At 69.6% G+C, this 15947-nt stretch carries 16 protein-coding genes and 3 pseudogenes; 11 read left to right on the top strand and 8 right to left on the bottom strand.

What is annotated here, in order from left to right; translation table 11 throughout:
- Positions 1–162: 162 nt before the first annotated feature.
- A complete protein-coding gene (locus ACFYPC_RS06070; RefSeq protein ID WP_388671452.1) occupies positions 163–777 on the bottom strand; it encodes a TetR/AcrR family transcriptional regulator C-terminal ligand-binding domain-containing protein in 615 nt (204 codons plus the stop codon).
- A gap of 370 nt (positions 778–1147) precedes the next feature.
- Between ACFYPC_RS06070 and ACFYPC_RS06065 the strand changes: the two genes are divergently transcribed.
- Positions 1148–1936, top strand: a complete 789-nt coding sequence (locus tag ACFYPC_RS06065) for a phosphatase PAP2 family protein (protein WP_388672026.1) — start codon at positions 1148–1150, stop codon at positions 1934–1936.
- Positions 1933–2868, top strand: coding sequence for a DMT family transporter (locus ACFYPC_RS06060; RefSeq protein ID WP_388671449.1), 936 nt, complete (start codon positions 1933–1935; stop codon positions 2866–2868). Before ACFYPC_RS06065 ends, ACFYPC_RS06060 begins: the two co-directional genes overlap by 4 nt.
- Positions 2869–2929: 61 nt before the next feature.
- On the opposite strand, the gene ACFYPC_RS06055 is transcribed toward ACFYPC_RS06060, so the two are convergent.
- Complete coding sequence (locus ACFYPC_RS06055) at positions 2930–4981, bottom strand: phosphocholine-specific phospholipase C (protein ID WP_388671446.1); 2052 nt, start codon at positions 4979–4981, stop codon at positions 2930–2932.
- A gap of 380 nt (positions 4982–5361) precedes the next feature.
- Between ACFYPC_RS06055 and ACFYPC_RS06050 the strand changes: the two genes are divergently transcribed.
- Complete coding sequence (locus tag ACFYPC_RS06050) at positions 5362–5952, top strand: histidine phosphatase family protein (RefSeq protein WP_388671443.1); 591 nt, start codon at positions 5362–5364, stop codon at positions 5950–5952.
- Positions 5953–6128: 176 nt separating this feature from the next.
- Entirely contained in the window at positions 6129–6851 is a 723-nt protein-coding gene (locus ACFYPC_RS06045) for an FAD binding domain-containing protein (protein WP_388671440.1), read from the top strand.
- 67 nt (positions 6852–6918) lie between these two features.
- On the opposite strand, the pseudogene ACFYPC_RS06040 reads toward ACFYPC_RS06045, so the two are convergent.
- Positions 6919–7044 (bottom strand): annotated as a pseudogene (locus ACFYPC_RS06040) (ergot alkaloid biosynthesis protein); the annotation flags it as partial.
- Between the two features lie 207 nt (positions 7045–7251).
- A complete protein-coding gene (locus ACFYPC_RS06035; RefSeq protein WP_388671437.1) occupies positions 7252–8067 on the bottom strand; it encodes an isocitrate lyase/phosphoenolpyruvate mutase family protein in 816 nt (271 codons plus the stop codon).
- A 320-nt stretch (positions 8068–8387) separates the two neighbouring features.
- Here ACFYPC_RS06035 and ACFYPC_RS06030 point away from each other — a divergent pair, with 320 nt between their 5' ends.
- From ACFYPC_RS06030 to ACFYPC_RS06020, 3 genes and pseudogenes are all read left to right on the top strand, one after another.
- Entirely contained in the window at positions 8388–8648 is a 261-nt protein-coding gene (locus tag ACFYPC_RS06030; protein ID WP_388671434.1) for a hypothetical protein, read from the top strand.
- A gap of 87 nt (positions 8649–8735) precedes the next feature.
- Positions 8736–9130: pseudogene (locus ACFYPC_RS06025) on the top strand (formate dehydrogenase); the annotation flags it as partial.
- Positions 9125–9966, top strand: a pseudogene (locus tag ACFYPC_RS06020) (4Fe-4S dicluster domain-containing protein); the annotation flags it as partial. The pseudogenes ACFYPC_RS06025 and ACFYPC_RS06020, both read left to right, overlap by 6 nt.
- A gap of 215 nt (positions 9967–10181) precedes the next feature.
- Here ACFYPC_RS06020 and ACFYPC_RS06015 read toward each other — a convergent pair.
- Positions 10182–10973: a SigB/SigF/SigG family RNA polymerase sigma factor gene (locus tag ACFYPC_RS06015; protein ID WP_388671431.1), complete on the bottom strand. Its 792-nt coding sequence runs from the start codon at positions 10971–10973 to the stop codon at positions 10182–10184.
- Positions 10974–11442: 469 nt separating this feature from the next.
- Positions 11443–11814 (bottom strand): helix-turn-helix transcriptional regulator, encoded by a 372-nt coding sequence (locus ACFYPC_RS06010; RefSeq protein ID WP_388671428.1) that lies wholly within the window; start codon positions 11812–11814, stop codon positions 11443–11445.
- A gap of 239 nt (positions 11815–12053) precedes the next feature.
- Between ACFYPC_RS06010 and ACFYPC_RS06005 the strand changes: the two genes are divergently transcribed.
- The 3 genes from ACFYPC_RS06005 to ACFYPC_RS05995 all read left to right on the top strand — a co-directional run bounded on the left by ACFYPC_RS06005 (position 12054) and on the right by ACFYPC_RS05995 (position 13839).
- On the top strand, positions 12054–12713 hold the full coding sequence (locus tag ACFYPC_RS06005) for an ANTAR domain-containing protein (protein ID WP_388671425.1): 660 nt from the start codon (positions 12054–12056) through the stop codon (positions 12711–12713).
- Between the two features lie 152 nt (positions 12714–12865).
- On the top strand, positions 12866–13192 hold the full coding sequence (locus ACFYPC_RS06000; protein ID WP_388671422.1) for a plasmid stabilization protein: 327 nt from the start codon (positions 12866–12868) through the stop codon (positions 13190–13192).
- Between the two features lie 110 nt (positions 13193–13302).
- Positions 13303–13839, top strand: coding sequence for a cysteine hydrolase family protein (locus ACFYPC_RS05995; protein WP_388671419.1), 537 nt, complete (start codon positions 13303–13305; stop codon positions 13837–13839).
- A gap of 92 nt (positions 13840–13931) precedes the next feature.
- Here ACFYPC_RS05995 and ACFYPC_RS05990 read toward each other — a convergent pair whose 3' ends face one another.
- Positions 13932–14168 (bottom strand): hypothetical protein, encoded by a 237-nt coding sequence (locus ACFYPC_RS05990; RefSeq protein ID WP_388671416.1) that lies wholly within the window; start codon positions 14166–14168, stop codon positions 13932–13934.
- A gap of 156 nt (positions 14169–14324) precedes the next feature.
- Here ACFYPC_RS05990 and ACFYPC_RS05985 point away from each other — a divergent pair, with 156 nt between their 5' ends.
- Positions 14325–14813, top strand: a complete 489-nt coding sequence (locus ACFYPC_RS05985) for a DUF5709 domain-containing protein (RefSeq protein ID WP_388671413.1) — start codon at positions 14325–14327, stop codon at positions 14811–14813.
- Between the two features lie 132 nt (positions 14814–14945).
- On the opposite strand, the gene ACFYPC_RS05980 is transcribed toward ACFYPC_RS05985, so the two are convergent.
- Positions 14946–15266, bottom strand: a complete 321-nt coding sequence (locus tag ACFYPC_RS05980) for an ANTAR domain-containing protein (protein ID WP_388671410.1) — start codon at positions 15264–15266, stop codon at positions 14946–14948.
- Positions 15267–15947: the final 681 nt, after the last annotated feature.

The following is a 15947-nucleotide window of genomic DNA, read 5'->3' as shown; positions in this document are numbered from 1 at the left end:
GGAGAAAAGGTCCAGGAAAAAGGATCCGGAAAAAGTTCGGCCGGGTGGGGTGCCCTCCGCTCAGAGGAACCCCACCCGGCCGGCGGTTCGCGCCGCCCCCGTCCCCACGGTGCGGCGCGAGCAGGCCGACGTCCGGTCATCCCGCGGACGGCGGCCTGAGTCTCAGGTCAGGCCGAGGGCCGGGATCACGACCGCCTCCACGAACTGTGTGAGGTAGGCCGCATCCGCGTACTGCCCCTCCAGCACCGGACGGACCCTCATCACGCCGATGACCTGTGCCGGGACGAACTCCAGCGCCGGGTGATCGGCGGCGATCTCACCTCGGTCGACGGCGCGCCGGATCATCTCCTTCAGCGCGGCGACCTCGGGCTCGACGAGCGCTTCGCGCAACGCCCGCTGGAGCTCCTCGTCCGCCATGACGGTATGTCCGAGCGCCTGGAGCAGCCGGGTGTCGCGGTCCGACCACTCGCCCGCGGCGCGCGCCGCCGCGCGCAGATCCCCGGCGAGTGAGCCGGTGTCGATACCCAGGAACCGGGGGCTGCGGTTGGCGCGCAGCGCCGCAGCCACGAACTGGGGCTTCGTCTTCCACTGCCGGTAGAGCGTGGACTTGCTGCAGCGGGTGCTCGCCGCCACGCCCTCCATGGTGAAGGCGTCATAGCCGCACTCGCGGAGCTGGTCGATCACAGCGTCGTAGAACTCCCGCTCACGCTCGGGCGTGATCTTGGAGCGGCGCGAGGCGACGACCGTCTCCGGTCCGTCCGCGGCCTGCGACGTCATGCTCTTCTCCTCGCTCGGTCGGTTCGACACGGTGGGGTTCGGTGCTCCGTCTCACACAGTCTAATCGATACGTCACTGTACCGGAACGCGAGCGTATCGGTACACTCTCGTATCGGTACACTGGCGTATCGATGAGCCTTGGACAGGACCCACCCTTTTTGTCGAGCGAGCCGGCGGGAGTGGACCTTGTCCTGGGTTCACCACGCACCACCCCACGCAAGACCGTCAGCAAGGGGGCCGGGGGATGGATTCCCGAACCGAGCCTGCAGAACCCGCGACCGAGCCTGCAGAACCCGCGACCGAGCCTGCAGAATCCGTGACCGAACCGAAGTCCGACGCGACCGAGGGCCGGGCCGCACCGTACGAGAAGGTGGCGCACCCGCCGAAGGGCACCGCCGCACGCCCGCCGCTGCTGCGCGAACTCCTGCTCGTCATAGGCCTCTTCCTCGTCTACAAGATCGGGCGGCAGCTGGCCACCGGCCACACCGCCGAGGCCTTCCGCAACGCGGACCGCGTGTGGAACTGGGAGCGCGCCCTCCACCTGCCGGGCGAGGGCGACATACAGAGCCTGCTCCTGCACAGCGACACCCTCGTGCACCTCGCGAACACCTACTACGCGACCGTCCACTTCCCGGCGACGGTGGCCTTCCTGGTCTGGCTGTATCTGAAGCGCCCGGCCCACTACGTATGGGCGCGCCGGGTCCTCGCGGTGGTCACCGGCGCCGCTCTGGTCGGGCATCTCCTCTTCCCGCTCGCACCGCCGCGCCTGCTGAAGGCCGCGGGTCTCGTGGACACCGGGCAGGCGTACGGGCCCACGGTGTACGGGGCGCATCCCGCGACCGACGCGGTGGCGAACCAGTTCGCGGCGATGCCCTCGCTGCACTTCGGCTGGGCCCTGATGGTCGCGATCGGCCTGATCGCCGCGACCCGGTCCCGATGGCGCCTGCTGTGGCTGCTGCATCCGCTGATCACCCTGCTGGTGATCGTCGGTACGGCCAACCACTACTGGCTCGACGCGATCGTGGCGGCCTCGCTGCTCGGCATCGCCCTCGCGGTGATCCACCCGCCCCACCGGACCACGACAACGGCGGGGCGTACACAGGAACGTGCCGATGCGACCGTACGCGACATACCGGAACTCGTCGGAGCCGGCCGATGAACGCCACCGTCGCCGCCGTCGTCCTGTCGTTGTTCTCGGCCGTCGCGTACGCCGCCGCGGCCGTGGCACAGGAGCGGCTCGCGTCCCGGAGTTCGGACTCCGGTGTGCTGCGGCTGCTGGGCAGCGGGGCCTGGTGGTGGTCGGTCGCGCTGAACGCGTCCGCCGCGCTGCTGCATGTCGCCGCACTCAAGTACGGCACGCTCACGCTCGTGCAGCCGCTCGGCGCGCTCACCCTGGTGGCCGCGGTGCCGCTGGGGGCGCGGGTGGCGGGGCGGCGGGTCAGCGCGGTCGAGTGGCGCGGCACCGCGCTCACCCTGACGGGACTTGCGGCGCTGCTCGTCACGGCGTCCGGGCCGGCGCCCGACAACGTGCTGAGCGTGCCGCAGGCCCTGGGCGTCGCCGCCACGACCGCCGTACTGATCGGCGCCCTCGCACGGCGGGGCGCGCGGCCGGGGCTGCGGCACGCGACCGCCTCGGGCTTCGCCTCCGGTGTGGCCTCGGCGCTCACCCAGACGGTGACAGTGGCCGCGACCGACCGCTCGGATTCGCTGCTCAGCGCCCAGGTGATCGTGGTGGCCGTGCTCGTGGCGGCCTTCGCGGTGGGCGGACTGCTCCTCTCGCAGACCGCTTACCGGGGCGGTCTGGGCGCGCCGCTCGCTGTGGTGACGCTCGCCAATCCGGTGGCCGCCGCGGTGATCGGCCTGTCCCTGCTCGGCGAGCGCCTGCAGGGCGGCGCGGCGGGCGTGCTGCTGGCCCTCGCGGGAGCGGGCATCGCGGCCTGGGGCGTGGTGACGCTGTCGCGGACGGCGCCTCCGCCGCTGGTCGGGGACCATCCGGTCGCCGCGGTGCTGGCCCTTGAGCCCGAGCCGGCGGCGTACGAACCCTCGTTGCTGCCGCAGCAACCGAACGCGGGGCACCTCACAGCCCTCTAGAGACGCCATGGGGAAGGGCGGTCACGGAATGTCCGTGGCCGCCCTTCCCCATGGCGTCATGTCAGTCGGTCACGATCGCCGGGTCGCTCACGCCCGGCCGGCCGTTCTCCACGTGTCCGGCGAACTTGCGCAGGAAGCTCGCGTCCGCGTCGGAGACGACGGTCAGGTCGTACCAGCGCTTGCTCGCCCGCAGGTCGAACGTGTGCTTCACGCTCGCACCCGACCGCAGCTTGAACGACTTGGGCTTGCCGCCGTAGCCGTCGCTCACCTTCAGGTTGACCGTGCCTGAGCCGTTGTTGGTGAGGGTCAGCTCGACGTTGTCACCGACGTGCCGCGCGGTGACCTCGGGTCCGGCCTCCTTGCCCGGGCCCTTGAAGGTGCGCAGGAAGCCGTTCGGGCCGTGCACGGTCAGGTCGTACGAGCCGTTCGAGTACGCCGAGTTCCAGGTGTCGGCGACGTTCTTGCCGGCCTCGGTGGTGTAGGTCCAGGGGCCGTCGGTGCGGTTGCCGGACGTGACGAGGAAGGCGGCGCCGGCCTTGGCGCCCGAGCCGAAGGTCAGCGTGAACTTGCCGGCCTGCACATCCGCCGAACCGTCCACCACGGGCGCGTACTTGAGCGGGCGGGCCGGCCGCGAGCCGCGTTCCTGCTTGGGCAGGACGGGGTTCGCGGGCGGGGTCGGCACGTAGTCGGGGTGGCGGTCGTTGTCCGGCGGCTCGTAGCCGTCGGTGTCCGGCAGTGCGACCGGCTTGGTGTCCTTGCCGGTGAAGTCGAAGGCCGAGCTGAGGTCGCCGCTGATCGCGCGCCGCCAGGGCGAGATGTTCGGCTCGTGCACGCCGAAGCGGCGCTCCATGAACTGGATGATGGAGGTGTGGTCGAGCGTCTCGGAGCAGACGTAACCGCCCTTGCTCCAGGGCGAGACGACGAGCATCGGCACCCGCTGGCCCATTCCGTACGGACCCGCCGTGTGGCTCGCGTCGCCCGCGAACAGGTCCGGACCGACGTCGACCGTGGACTTGCCCTGCGCGGCGGACTGCGGCGGGTACGGCGGTACGAGGTGGTCGAAGAAGCCGTCGTTCTCGTCGTACGTGACGAAGAGGGCCGTCTTGCCCCATACCTCGGGGTCGGAGGTGAGCGCGTCCAGGACCTGGGAGATGTACCAGGCGCCGTAGTTCGCGGGCCAGTTGGGGTGTTCGGTGAACGCCTCGGGCGCGACGATCCAGGAGATCTTCGGCAGCTTCTTGCCCTTGACGTCGGCCTTCAGCTGGTCGAAGAAGCCTTCGCCCTTGCGGGCGTCGGTGCCGGTGCGGGCCTTGTCGTAGAGCGGGTCGCCGGGCTCGGCGTTGCGGTACTTGTTGAAGTACAGCAGCGAGTTGTCGCCGTAGTTGCCGCGGTAGGCGTCGGGTATCCAGCCCCAGGAGCCGTTCGCGTCCAGGCCGTCGCCGACGTCCTGGTAGATCTTCCAGGAGACGCCGGCCGCTTCGAGGCGCTCGGGGTACGTCGTCCAGTCGTAGCCGACCTCGTTGTTGCCGAGGACCGGGCCACCGCCGGTGCCGTCGTTGCCGGTGTAGCCCGTCCACATGTAATAGCGGTTCGGGTCGGTGGAGCCGATGAACGAACAGTGGTAGGCGTCGCAGACGGTGAACGCGTCGGCCAGCGCGTAGTGGAAGGGAATGTCCTCACGCGTCAGGTACGCCATGGTCGTCGACGACTTATTGGGCACCCATTTGTCGTACTTGCCCTTGTTGAAGGCGGCGTGTCCGTCATTCCAGCCGTGCGGGAGGTCCTGGATGAACTGCAGGCCCAGGTTGTCGGCGTCGGGCCGGAAGGGAAGCACGTCCTTGGTGCCGTCCGACTGGTACCAGACCGACTTGTCACCCGATGTCGTGGCCGGACGGGGGTCGCCGAAGCCGCGGACACCCCTGAGCGAGCCGAAGTAATGGTCGAACGAACGGTTCTCCTGCATCAGGACGACGATGTGCTCGACATCGTCGATCGTGCCGGAGCCGGAGTGCGCGGGCAGCGCCGCGGCCCGCTCGATGCTGTTGGACAGCGCGGTGAACGCCGCGGTGCCGCCGGCGAGTTGGAGAAAGCGGCGCCGATTCACTTGAGGCATGGGGAGGTGACCTCTTGTCCTGACTGGGATAGCGGAGCTACGGGATGACCGGGGTGGTCGGGTTACTGCTGGAACGTGTGCGATTGGAGTGTTACAAGAGCACTGAACGACAAGGAAGGGCCTTATGGCCCCTGTGTGAAACTCAGCGGTACGTGCGGCGAACGACGGTAAACGGAATGGCAATGCCGCCTCCGGCAACCAACGTCGGGCAAAACCCGCGGCCGGCCGGCGGCCCGTCCACACGGACGGCATGACCGGCGACAAGCAGTCCGGCGGGACCTCCCCAATTGCCTCACCGACTCCACCGGTGTGGCGCGTGGCTGTGATGTCGTACTCGGAGCACGTGCCCGTCCCCCGGCACGGAGAACAGGAGCGAAGTAGTGACCAGCCGCGTCACATTCATCTCACCGGCGATGAACCGATCACTGCGGGAGGCCCGGTTCGACGACGGTAGCCCGATCGACGCAAGCGGCGCCGCACGCGCCGAGTCCGCCGCCGGCACGCTTCCCGCCACTGACCGGGTACTGGTCTCCCCCACGGTGCGCTGCCGGGAAACGGCGTCGGCCCTCGGGCTCGTCGCGCTGGACGAACCGGGGCTGCGCGCACTGGACATGGGCCACTGGCGGGGCCGGACGCTCGACGAGGTCGGCGCCGGAGAACCGGACACGGTGGCCCGCTGGTTGACGGATTCGGCCGCGGCGCCACCCGGCGGGGAATCGGTGCGGGACCTGTGCGAGCGGGTCGCCGGGTGGCTGGACGCGTCCGCGGAGATCGCGGGCAGGACCCTCGCCGTGGTGGAGCCGGAGATCGTACGGGCCGTGGCGGTCACGATCCTCAAGGCACCCGAGGCGGCCTTCTGGCGGCTCGACGTACCCCCACTGACGGCGACCGAGGTCAGCGGTCGCTCCGGGCGCTGGAACCTACGGCTCGGCCGGCCACTCGGTACGCCGGGCACCGGTGCCGGCCCCTGATCCGGAGCCGCGGATGAACGGCGCCGCACTGCGGGCCGCACGCGGGGCGAGCCCCGTGCAGGAGTGAGCCCTGTACGCGCCCCCGCGTGCGCGGGGAAAATGCGCCATGTCAACGGTCATGTGGTTGAGGTATTGGCTACCTCGGCCCCAACTTCCAGGAAGGCAGGTCGGCCACCGTGCTGTTGCGTCTGCCCACGTCCGTGTCCGAAGCACAGGAGTGCATGGCCGAAGGGGCGGTGCCGATAGGCGGGGCGACTCTGGTGTGGGCCACCTGGCAGCGGGACGGCTTCCCCGAGCAGTCCGTGTCGCTGCGCCACCTGCCGGAGGCCAACGCGATCGGCCGCGAGGTGCTGGGCGCGGCCGTGGTACTGAACCGGATCGACGATCACCTGCCGGAGACACTGCGCCGGGCGGCCTCCTCCGTGGGAACCGGAGCGATACGCCGGACGGCCACCGTCGGCGGCAACATCGTCGGGAGCACACTGCGTTGTCTGCTGCCCGCGGTACTCGTGCTGGACGCCCGGGCGACGGTCCTGGAACCGGACAGCGTCTACGAGACCGACCTGGCCGAAGTGCTGGCCAAGCGCCATCTGTTGCTCAGCCTCCGCTGGCGCGAACCGATCGCCAGCACGTACTACAAGGAGCCGGGTGAAGCGGGCGGGCCGCCGCCCCTCGTCGTCGCCGCGGCCGTGCAGGGCGACGGCGCCGGACGAAGCCGCCTTCGCGTCGCCGTCCGCGACGGCTACGAGGTGGTCAGCGACAGCGCCCTGTGTGACGCCGATGCCGAACAGGTCCTCCACACCCTGCGTGGTACAGCTGTCGGCGGACTTCAGGCGGCGGCCTGGGAAGTGGTCCGCCGGCAGGTCACGGAGCTTCTGGCGCACCCTGCCGTCCGCTGAGGACGCGCGATTTCGCCGGGTTCAGGCCAGGGCCTCGTCGTCAGACCCGGATTCCGCCCAACTCCCGTTCGGCGATCGCCGACGAACTGAGGAGGACCGCGCGCCGCACTCCCGCGGCGCGCGCCTGCCGCAGGAAGGGCAGCATGACGGCCGCCGGGTCCGGAGCGCCGCACGGCGGGATGAGACAGACCACCGCCACCTCGCCCTTGCCTTGGAGGGAACCGGCAGCGTCAGCAGCCCTTACCAGGCAGAGCACTACGCGCAATGGCACAGCAGCTTCGGGATGCTGCGCCGGGGGCCGTCCCGCCCGGGTCGCCGCACCTTACCCGGCGGTACGGTCCCCAGGCCCCGAAACCGGTCCCTACCCGCCGGTCCCTCGGCCTCAAGCGGCCGGCGGGCATCAATCGCGCCGGAAGAGGTGGTTGAGCTCGGTCTGGGAGAGCTGGTCGTCGGCGTAGGAGAAGGTGCCGAGGTCCGCCAGTTCGCGTGCGGCGCGCAGGAGGTGGTGGTACATGGCGCGGGCGATGCTGCCGCCGACCGTGACCCGGCGTACGCCGAGCTCCCGCAGGTCGTGCAGTGTCCGCGTGTTTCCGGTCAGCCCCATGACCACGTTGAGCGGGCCGTCGAGTTCACGCACCAGGGTGCCGATGGTCGCGGGGTCGGCGGCGCCCGGGACGAACGCGCAGTCCGCCCCGGCCGCCAGGTAGGCGTTCGCGCGCCGTACGCACTCGTCGAGCCCACCGCCGACCAGGAGCACGTCGGTCCGGCCGACCAGGACGAACGGCTCGCCGCCGGCGTCCACGGCGGCCCGGGCGGCGCGGATACGGTCCACCGCGAGCGCCTCGTCGTACAGCGGCCGGGTACGGTCGCCGGTGAAGTCCTCGATGTTGCCGCCGACGGCGCCCGCCGCGAGCGTCAGCGACACAGTCGCGGCCACTGTGCCGGGCGCCTCGCCGTACCCGTCTTCGAGGTCCGCGCTCACGGGCACTGTCACCCCGTCGGCGATCTCACGCACGCGGCGCATCATCGTCTCGCGGTCGACGCGGTCGTCCGGCGCCTTCTCGTCGAAGAAGTCGTGGTCCGGGCGTCCGAGAGAGAACGCGACCCCCGCGCTCGTGGTCGCCACCGCGGGGAAGCCGGCCGACTCCAGGACGCGGGCGCTTCCCACGTCCCAGGCATTGGGCAGCAGGAAGCAGCCCTCCCGGTGCAACTCCACGAATCTCTCTGCTCGTTCACGGCGGCTGCTGTCCACGTGACCCTGTGACCCTTCTTCGATCAACCCGAGAATGACCCTTCCTCGATCAACCCCAGAAGAAGCTACGCCCCTCACCCCATCAGCAGGAACCCCCGACCCTGCGGTGCGCCCACAAGAGCGCCCACAAGAGCTCGCCATTCGATCGCAGGCTCCGCTGCACGCCCCGTGCTGCTCCGCAGTCCACGGCGCGTCAGGGACGAAGGACCTGACGGCCCGGGTGGCGACGCATCTCCGGGGTACCCGGTCCCGGGGCAGGGTCCGACCGAGACAGGGAGAGCACCGTGAGCGACCACCGTCCGGGGAGTCACGGGGACAGCGAAGCCCGGGGTACCAGGCCCGTGCCCCGGGACATGCCCGATCAGCAGGCAGGTGTCGAGGGGGATCCCTGGGAGCCCGGCGGCGACGCGACGCGGTTTACCGCGGACGTGCGGCCCCAGCCGGAGCCACCCGACACGGACGAGGCCGGAACGGGCCGACGCGGCTCCCTCCACTCCGGTAGCCACCGGCCGGAACACCCCGTGCCCGACGAACCGCCGGGCTGACGCTCCGCGCGCCGTACCCGCCCAGGTGGGCCAGTCTGGAGACGCCCGCCGACCGGCCGGAGATTTCGACCGCCGAGAGGACACACCATGGGGGTGCGCACGTGGATCAGTGACTGGCCGGCCTTCCGCCAGCTCACCGGATCCGACCCACTGGGCCGGGGCCGGGCCGCCATGTCGGCGCGTACCCAACAGCTCAGGCCGCGTACGGACACCGCCGACCGGGTGGTCGGTTCCGTCTGCCCCTACTGCGCGGTGGGCTGCGGTCAGCAGATCTACACTCGGCCCGTCGCCACGAGGTGCTGTACCGGCGGCCGTACGCCACCGACTGGGAACCTCTCGGACTGGAGACCGCCATGGACATGGTGGCCGACCGGGTGATCGAGACCCGGCGCACGACCTGGGAGTGGGAGTCCGACGGGCTGCGCACCGCACGGACCCTCGGTATCGCCAGTCTCGGCGGCGCGACCCTGGACAACGAGGACGGCCTCTCCCTCACCGGCATGAGCTACGACAACACACAAGGGCTCGGCGCCTCCACCTGGCGCCATGTCGCTTTCATCGAACAGCAGGCACCGGCGCCGGACGGGCGTACCCAACTCCCCCTGGTGGATGCCGGATCCACGGCACCGGGCGAGGCCGGGAGCTGCGCTGGCTGATGTCGTCCGACGTCTGCAAGCACTGCACCCATGCGGCCTGCCTCGACGTCTGCCCCACCGGCTCCCTCTTCCGCACCGAGTTCGGCACGGTCGTCGTCCAGGAGGACATCTGCAACGGCTGCGGCTACTGCGTACCCGCCTGCCCGTACGGCGTCATCGAGCAACGCCCTTCCGACGACCGGGCGTTCAAGTGCACCATGTGCTACGACCGGCTGGGCGCCGGACAGGAACCCGCCTACGCCAAGGCCTGCCCCACGGAGTCCATCCAGTTCGGCCCGCTGGACGAACTGCGCGAACGAGCCGCGCTGCGCGTGGACCAGTTGCACGCGGCGGGCGTGGACGGAGCCCGGCTCTACGGCCACGAGCCCGATGACGGGGTCGGCGGCGACGGCGCGTTCTTCCTGCTCCTCGACGAACCCGAGGTCTACGGACTGCCACCGAACCCGGTCGTCACCACCCGCGATCTCCCCACCATGTGGAAGCACGCCGGTGCGGCGACCCTCTCCTTGGTCGGCGGCCGTGGTCGGGGGCCTGGCCCTCCTCGCGGGCTCGGCGTGCACCCGTTTCGGCATCTTCGCGGCCGGGGTGGCCTCGGCGCAGGACCCGAAGTACACGGTGGTGCCCAGCGGGGCGACAGGCCGCGCACGGACGGTGCTTCGTGAGGTCGCCCGGCTCACCAGCACTCCCGGAGCTGCACCCGCACAGTGACCCGCGCTCGTTGTTTGCGGCGGGCCCAGCCCGGTAGTCGGAAGGAGGCGGCCGACTGTCCAACCGCTCCCGGGAGGGTTCGGCAGTGAGCCCGCCACCGGCCGCCCCGGGAAAGAGTCCCGCAGGGCGGCCGACTCACGACGGGGCGAACGCGTCGCCTGTCACGGCACTAGGCGGCGTCGTCCAGTACGCGTTCGCGCAAGGTGGCGCAGGAGGCGCTGATCAGCCGGGAGACATGCATCTGGGAGACGCCGAGTTGCTCGGCGATGCAGCTCTGCGTCATGCCCCGGAAGAAGCGCAGGTAGAGGATGGTGCGCTCGCGCTCTGGCAGGGTCCGCAGGGCGGGCTTGACCGCCTCCCGGTCGACGACCAGATCGAAACCGGCGTCACACTCCCCCAGCAGGCCGGCGAGCGTCATACCGGCATCCTCACCGGGTGTCCCGGCGTCCAGCGAAAGCGCGGCAAAGCTGTCCAGTGCCTCAAGACCTATGCGTACGTCCTCCTCGCTCAGCTGCGTGTACTCGGCGATCTCGGCAATGCCGGGGCGCCGGTCCGAACCCGGTCCGGACAGGTCCCGCAGGGCGACGCGCACCCTGTTGCGGAGTTCCTGGATGCGCCGGGGGACGTGCAGGGTCCACATGTGGTCGCGGAAGTGGCGCTTGATCTCGCCGGTGATGGTCGGCACGGCGTAGCTCTCGAAGGCGTGGCCGCGGTCGGGGTCGTAGCCGTCGACGGCCTTGACCAGGCCGAGTGCCGCGACCTGGCGCAGATCCTCGAAGGGCTCACCCTTTCCCCGGTAGCGGCCGGCGATACGTTCCGCCATGGGGAGCCACGCCCGGACGAGTTCGTCACGCAAGGTGTCTCGTTCGGGTCCGTCGGACAGGTGGGAGAGGCGGGCGAAGGCGGCGACGGTGTGCGGGGCGTCGTCGTGCGGGTGGCGCTTCCTGGTAGCTGTGTCCATCGTGCTCACAACTTCCCTCGTGGGGTTGTCGACTGGACGGTCCCCATGGGAGTGAGCACGCGCTGAACAGACGCAACACACCCGCGACCTGGCGTACGCCGGCTCCCACGGACGTGCCTCCTGTCCGAAGCACTCATACCTGCGCCTTCCCGCACAGGAAGCATCGAAACAGGCTCACACACACGATCACGCAGAGCCAGAAATAGCTAACAAGTGGTGACGATCCGGGCGTGAAACCCCAAAAGGTCCGGCGGCCGGGGTCCGCAGCACGCTTCTACGACGCCTGCCACTCACGGCCGATCGAAAGGGAGGGCCGCAAGCCGTAACGGCGGCCTCGTGGGGCTGCGGTAGCTGTCTCCCCGTATCGCGAGGGAGGCAACTCCGCAGCCCCACTCCCCTTGCCACCCAGCACCGCGCGAGTCCCCCTTGCCGCACGCTTCAAACAGCGGCGCGCGTCAAGTCGCCCCCGTCACCCGGCGGATTCGGAATCACGCTCCCGCGACACCGCTGTCCGCGACCGCCGTGACCCTCCGTCATACCCCGCGTCGTGCCGCGCAAGGGCGGACAGCAGCGCCTCGACCGTCATCCCCACCTCGGCCGGGTGCCGCAGGATGGTGCCCGGCTGAATCCGATACGCGTTGGTCCGCCCCTCTCGCGTATGGGTGAGATAGCCGTCCCCCTCCAGATCGGAAATGATCTTCTGGACGGCCCTCTCGGTGAGCCTGCAGCGCGCGGCGATGTCGCGGATGCGGATGCGGTGATCTTCGGCGATCGCGGCCAACACCCGGGCATGACTGGTGAGGAACGTCCATCCCGCATGTGTCTCGGATACTCCACCCATGCGCCCAGCATAGGGCGTAACACTCACGTATTCAAAGGCGCGAAATAAATTTCATGTATCTCTTGACGGGTTTCATGTGCCGGGATGAGACTTGTACCGGCAGAGGACAGGCGAACGCTTCGGGAGCGACGGCCATGTCAGAACACGGATCTCCTGCTCCGCCCAAGGGCAGCAGCCGAGCTGTCCATGCAACAGCGCACGTCGCAGCGACGGTTGCCCCGTCCGCCTTCCTGGAGGTTGTGACGCATCCGGACGGGGACAGGCCGATCGTGGCGGTCTCCGGCGAGATCGACATCGAGACCGAACAGATACTGCAGCGCGCCCTGCGCCTGGCACTGGCACGGTCTTCCGTAGGCGTGGATCTCGACCTGACCGGAGTCGGTTTCTGCGACTGTTCCGGCCTCAATGTCCTGCTGCGGGTCCGCCGGCTCGCGCTGGCGGACGGCAAGACACTCGGCGTGCGGGCTCTCAGTCCGTGGGTCGGGAGACTGCTCGCCCTCACCGGGACGTCCGCGCTGTTCACTCAGGTTCGCGGGCCTGTCAACGGCGTTGTCCACGACTGGCACGAACATTCCGCCGCGACGCACAACCTCATGGAGGAGATGGAGGAGGACGGGGTGCCCGAAGAGGCCGAGAAGCTGCGTGCCGAAGTCGTGCAGCTCAAGCGGGCGATGCTGACCCGGCCGGTCATCGACTTGGCCCGCGGAGTCCTGATGGCCTCCTTCGCCCTCACTTCCGAGGATGCCTGGAGCGTCCTGGTCGACGTCTCCCAGCACACGAACACGAAACTTCACCAGCTTGCCGAAGAGCTCGTGGCCTCGGTCAACGGCGCAGCTCTGCCCGACCATCTGCAGCAGGCAATCTCCACGGCGGTCACCGAAATCTCACGCCCGGCATAGACCGGCGTGGGCCGGTGTGCCGACTTCTTCGACTTCTGCTTCTGCCGCAGCAAAGTCCTGCCCCGAGTCGGAGTCTGGCGAGCCCCGTACGAGCGCGTTACGCACCCCGGGGAAGGGGAACCCGTGGATCGATTCGGGAGAGGAGCAACGCGATGCCGGCAGGATCGAACAAGAAGAGGGAACGGCAGTACGAGCACGTGAAGGAGAGTGCCGAGCAGCGGGGCGAGTCCACAGCCCGGGCGAAGGAGATCGCCTCCCGCACGGTGAACAAGCAGCGTGCCCGCTCCGGCGAGGCGAAGACCTCCAGCAAAACCTCCACACGTGACCCGAAGTCCGCCTCCCAGCGCGGCGGCCGGCGCTCCCACAGCGGCGCCGAAGGGCCCACGAGGGATCAGCTCTACGCGGAGGCGAAGAAGCGCGACATCCACGGCCGCTCGTCCATGAACAAGCAGCAGTTGCAAAAGGCCCTCGGCCGCTGATCACGACAACCGGCCTGCAGAGACGTCTCCCGGCGGCGTCACGTGCCCCTCTCCACGAGGCGGGACGCCGTCGCCGTCGCAGGGCGGAAGACGTGGAAGGCGTGGAAGGCATGGCAAAGACCGCACTCGTCGTCATCGACATGATCAACACGTACGACCACGACGACGCCACCCTGCTGATCCCCTCGGTGGAGGCGTCCCTGCCTGCCGTGACCGCACTGCTGGATCACGCGCGCCGACGGGACGTTCCGGTCATCTACGTCAACGACAACTTCGGGCAGTGGCGGTCCCATCACGGCGAGATCCTGGGGACGGCGCTCAAGGGACCGCACGCCGACCTCGTACGGCCCGTCGCACCCGACGACGCGTCCCTCTTCGTGGTCAAGGCGCGACACTCCGCCTTCTACGAGACCCCGCTCAGCTATCTGTTGAGCCAGGAAGATGTGGAACACGTGGTGCTGTGCGGGCAGGTCACCGAGCAGTGTGTGCTGTACTCGGCCCTCGACGCCCATATCCGGCATCTGCGGGTGACGGTGGCCCGCGACGCGGTGGCCCACATCTACCCCGATCTGGCCGAGGCCGCCCTGCGGATGATGGAACGCAACATGGGAGCGCGTATCTCGTTCGCCAAGGACATCCGGTTCTGACCAGCACGACTCGTCCCCCGCGTCCGGCGCAGCCTCATGCCGGACGCGGTGCCCGCTGGGACGCGGTACTCGCCGGCGGGCGGAGTGCCTGCTCAGGCGCCGTCCAGGCGCGAACGCAGAAGCCGCTTGCCGATGTCGGCGCCCTTGCGGCTGTCGGCCTGGGCCTTGCGGAACAGGTCCAGGATCTCGGCGTCCTTCTCGCGCTCCGCATCCGCGATGTACGTCTCCAGCCGCAGCGCGTTGTTCAAGCACGCCTCCACGTACCAGATCAGGTTGTAGTCCTTGTCCGGCGTGCCCGTGACACCGCCGGCCTCCGTGCTGCTGGTCATCCGCGCCTCCTTCAGGTTCGGGGCTGTAGCCCCTCCGGCCCGGCGCGGGTACCCGCCCCGCCCCGGCGCACACTCCGGCAGTCCACGCGTGTGGACGAGGCGGACCTGGATACGCGGATCACAGGCACCTGCACCCAGTCGGAAGGTACGCGCACCATGGAGAGCCAGAACCAGGAAGACGTCATGGGCGACGAGGTCTACCAGCCCGAAGGGCCCGACGGCCGTGAGGACGAGGGCATCCTCGACCCGGAGGACACGCTCAACGACCGGGGCACCGACCCCTACGAGGAGGGCTGGTCACCGCCCGAGCGGCCGCTCGCGGTGGAGCACGCGGGCACGACCGCGCGCGAGCAGCGGGAGGGCGAGAGCCTGGACCAGAGGCTGGCCGAGGAGCGCACCGATCCGGCGCTCGAAGAGCCCGGCGGCAGCGACGGCCTGGGGGACCTCGCGGGCGGGGAAGGTGAGCCCTTGGACGACGAGGTGGGGACGAACCGGGCCGGCCGCCTGGTGGCTGAGGACGAGGGGGCACGCGAGGACGCCGAGAAGGACATGATCGCCCACGATGTCGGCATCGACGGCGGCGCGGCCTCTGCCGAAGAGGCCGCCGTCCACCGGATCCCGGACGAGGACGACGACCTCCCGTAGTCGAAGTCGGCTGCCCGGACCGCGCCCCCTTCTTCAGCGGAGGTGCCGATGCCGGGGCGCCGCAGGCCGTCCAGCCGCCCAGCTCGCGGGCCGGTGGCACTTCAGGACGCGCAGGAAGGGCCGCCGGACGTTTCAGCCTTCGCTGACCTCGGCCTCTGGAATCGCTGACCGGGTCTGGGGCAGGGCGGCCACCGCCGCCGCCAGATGCTTTTGGAGTACCTCGGAGAGCGGGGGTCCGCTGACGGCGCCGACGATCTCTTCGGCCACCTGGTGCAGTTTGGTGTTGGTGTTCTGGGAGACCGTGACGAGAACCTCCCAGGCCTGCTCTGCTGACAGCCCGAAGGACACCATCAGCACTCCGCGTGCGAAATCGATCACGGGCCGTGTCTGCATGGCCTGTCGCAGCTGGGTGAGTTCGATGCGCAGATCCTGGTGCGCGTCACCGAAGGACATTTGGATTCTTCCATTGATGGGATGCGGGATCGGACGGCGCGTCCGGCGCAGTTGCCGACCGCTCATGTGGTGCTCGCCCAACACGGCGAAGAGGGAGCGCGTACCGGTGGCCGGGAGGAGCCGGTGCACCACCGCACTCCCGGTCCGGAGGACGACGGTCCTGCCCTCGCCGCGAGCCTGCCGCGCACACGCTGCGACGCGTCGGGGCCGGCGCAGCCACAGAAGTCGACGCCGCCCGGACCGAGGTCGATTCCGCGTACCGATCGGCGAGGACTTCGCGCAGAGCGTCGTGCGGGGTTTGCTCGGTGAGGGTGTCGAGTGCGCCCGACACCCCGCGAGGGTCCGGTCGGCCGCGGGATGCGCTTCGGTTCCCCGCACAGAGGGCTCGGGATCACCCCATGACGGGAGGGGGTCTGGGCAGACGGTCCCGCCTCTCGCCGCGCCGTGCGTCATGGATGCACGTTCCGACATGACAGCCGCTCCATGGACCTCGATGCATGTTCACCTCGTGCCCGTCAAGACTCCGCTCGAAAACCATCACACGTCAGATCATACCTGAAATCTATTTCACTCTTCTGGATGCGTGAATCGATGAGCGTGCGCTCTGAGCATGCCTGAAGCACCTGCACCACAGAGCGGTTGGATGTTCCTGACCAATCACGCACGTGGGCTGGCCGCGAT

It is taken from the genome of Streptomyces sp. NPDC005808 (assembly GCF_042871385.1).
GTDB lineage: Bacteria > Actinomycetota > Actinomycetes > Streptomycetales > Streptomycetaceae > Streptomyces.
Note: the sequence above shows the minus strand (reverse complement) of the source record. Positions and strands in the feature narration are given on the sequence as shown.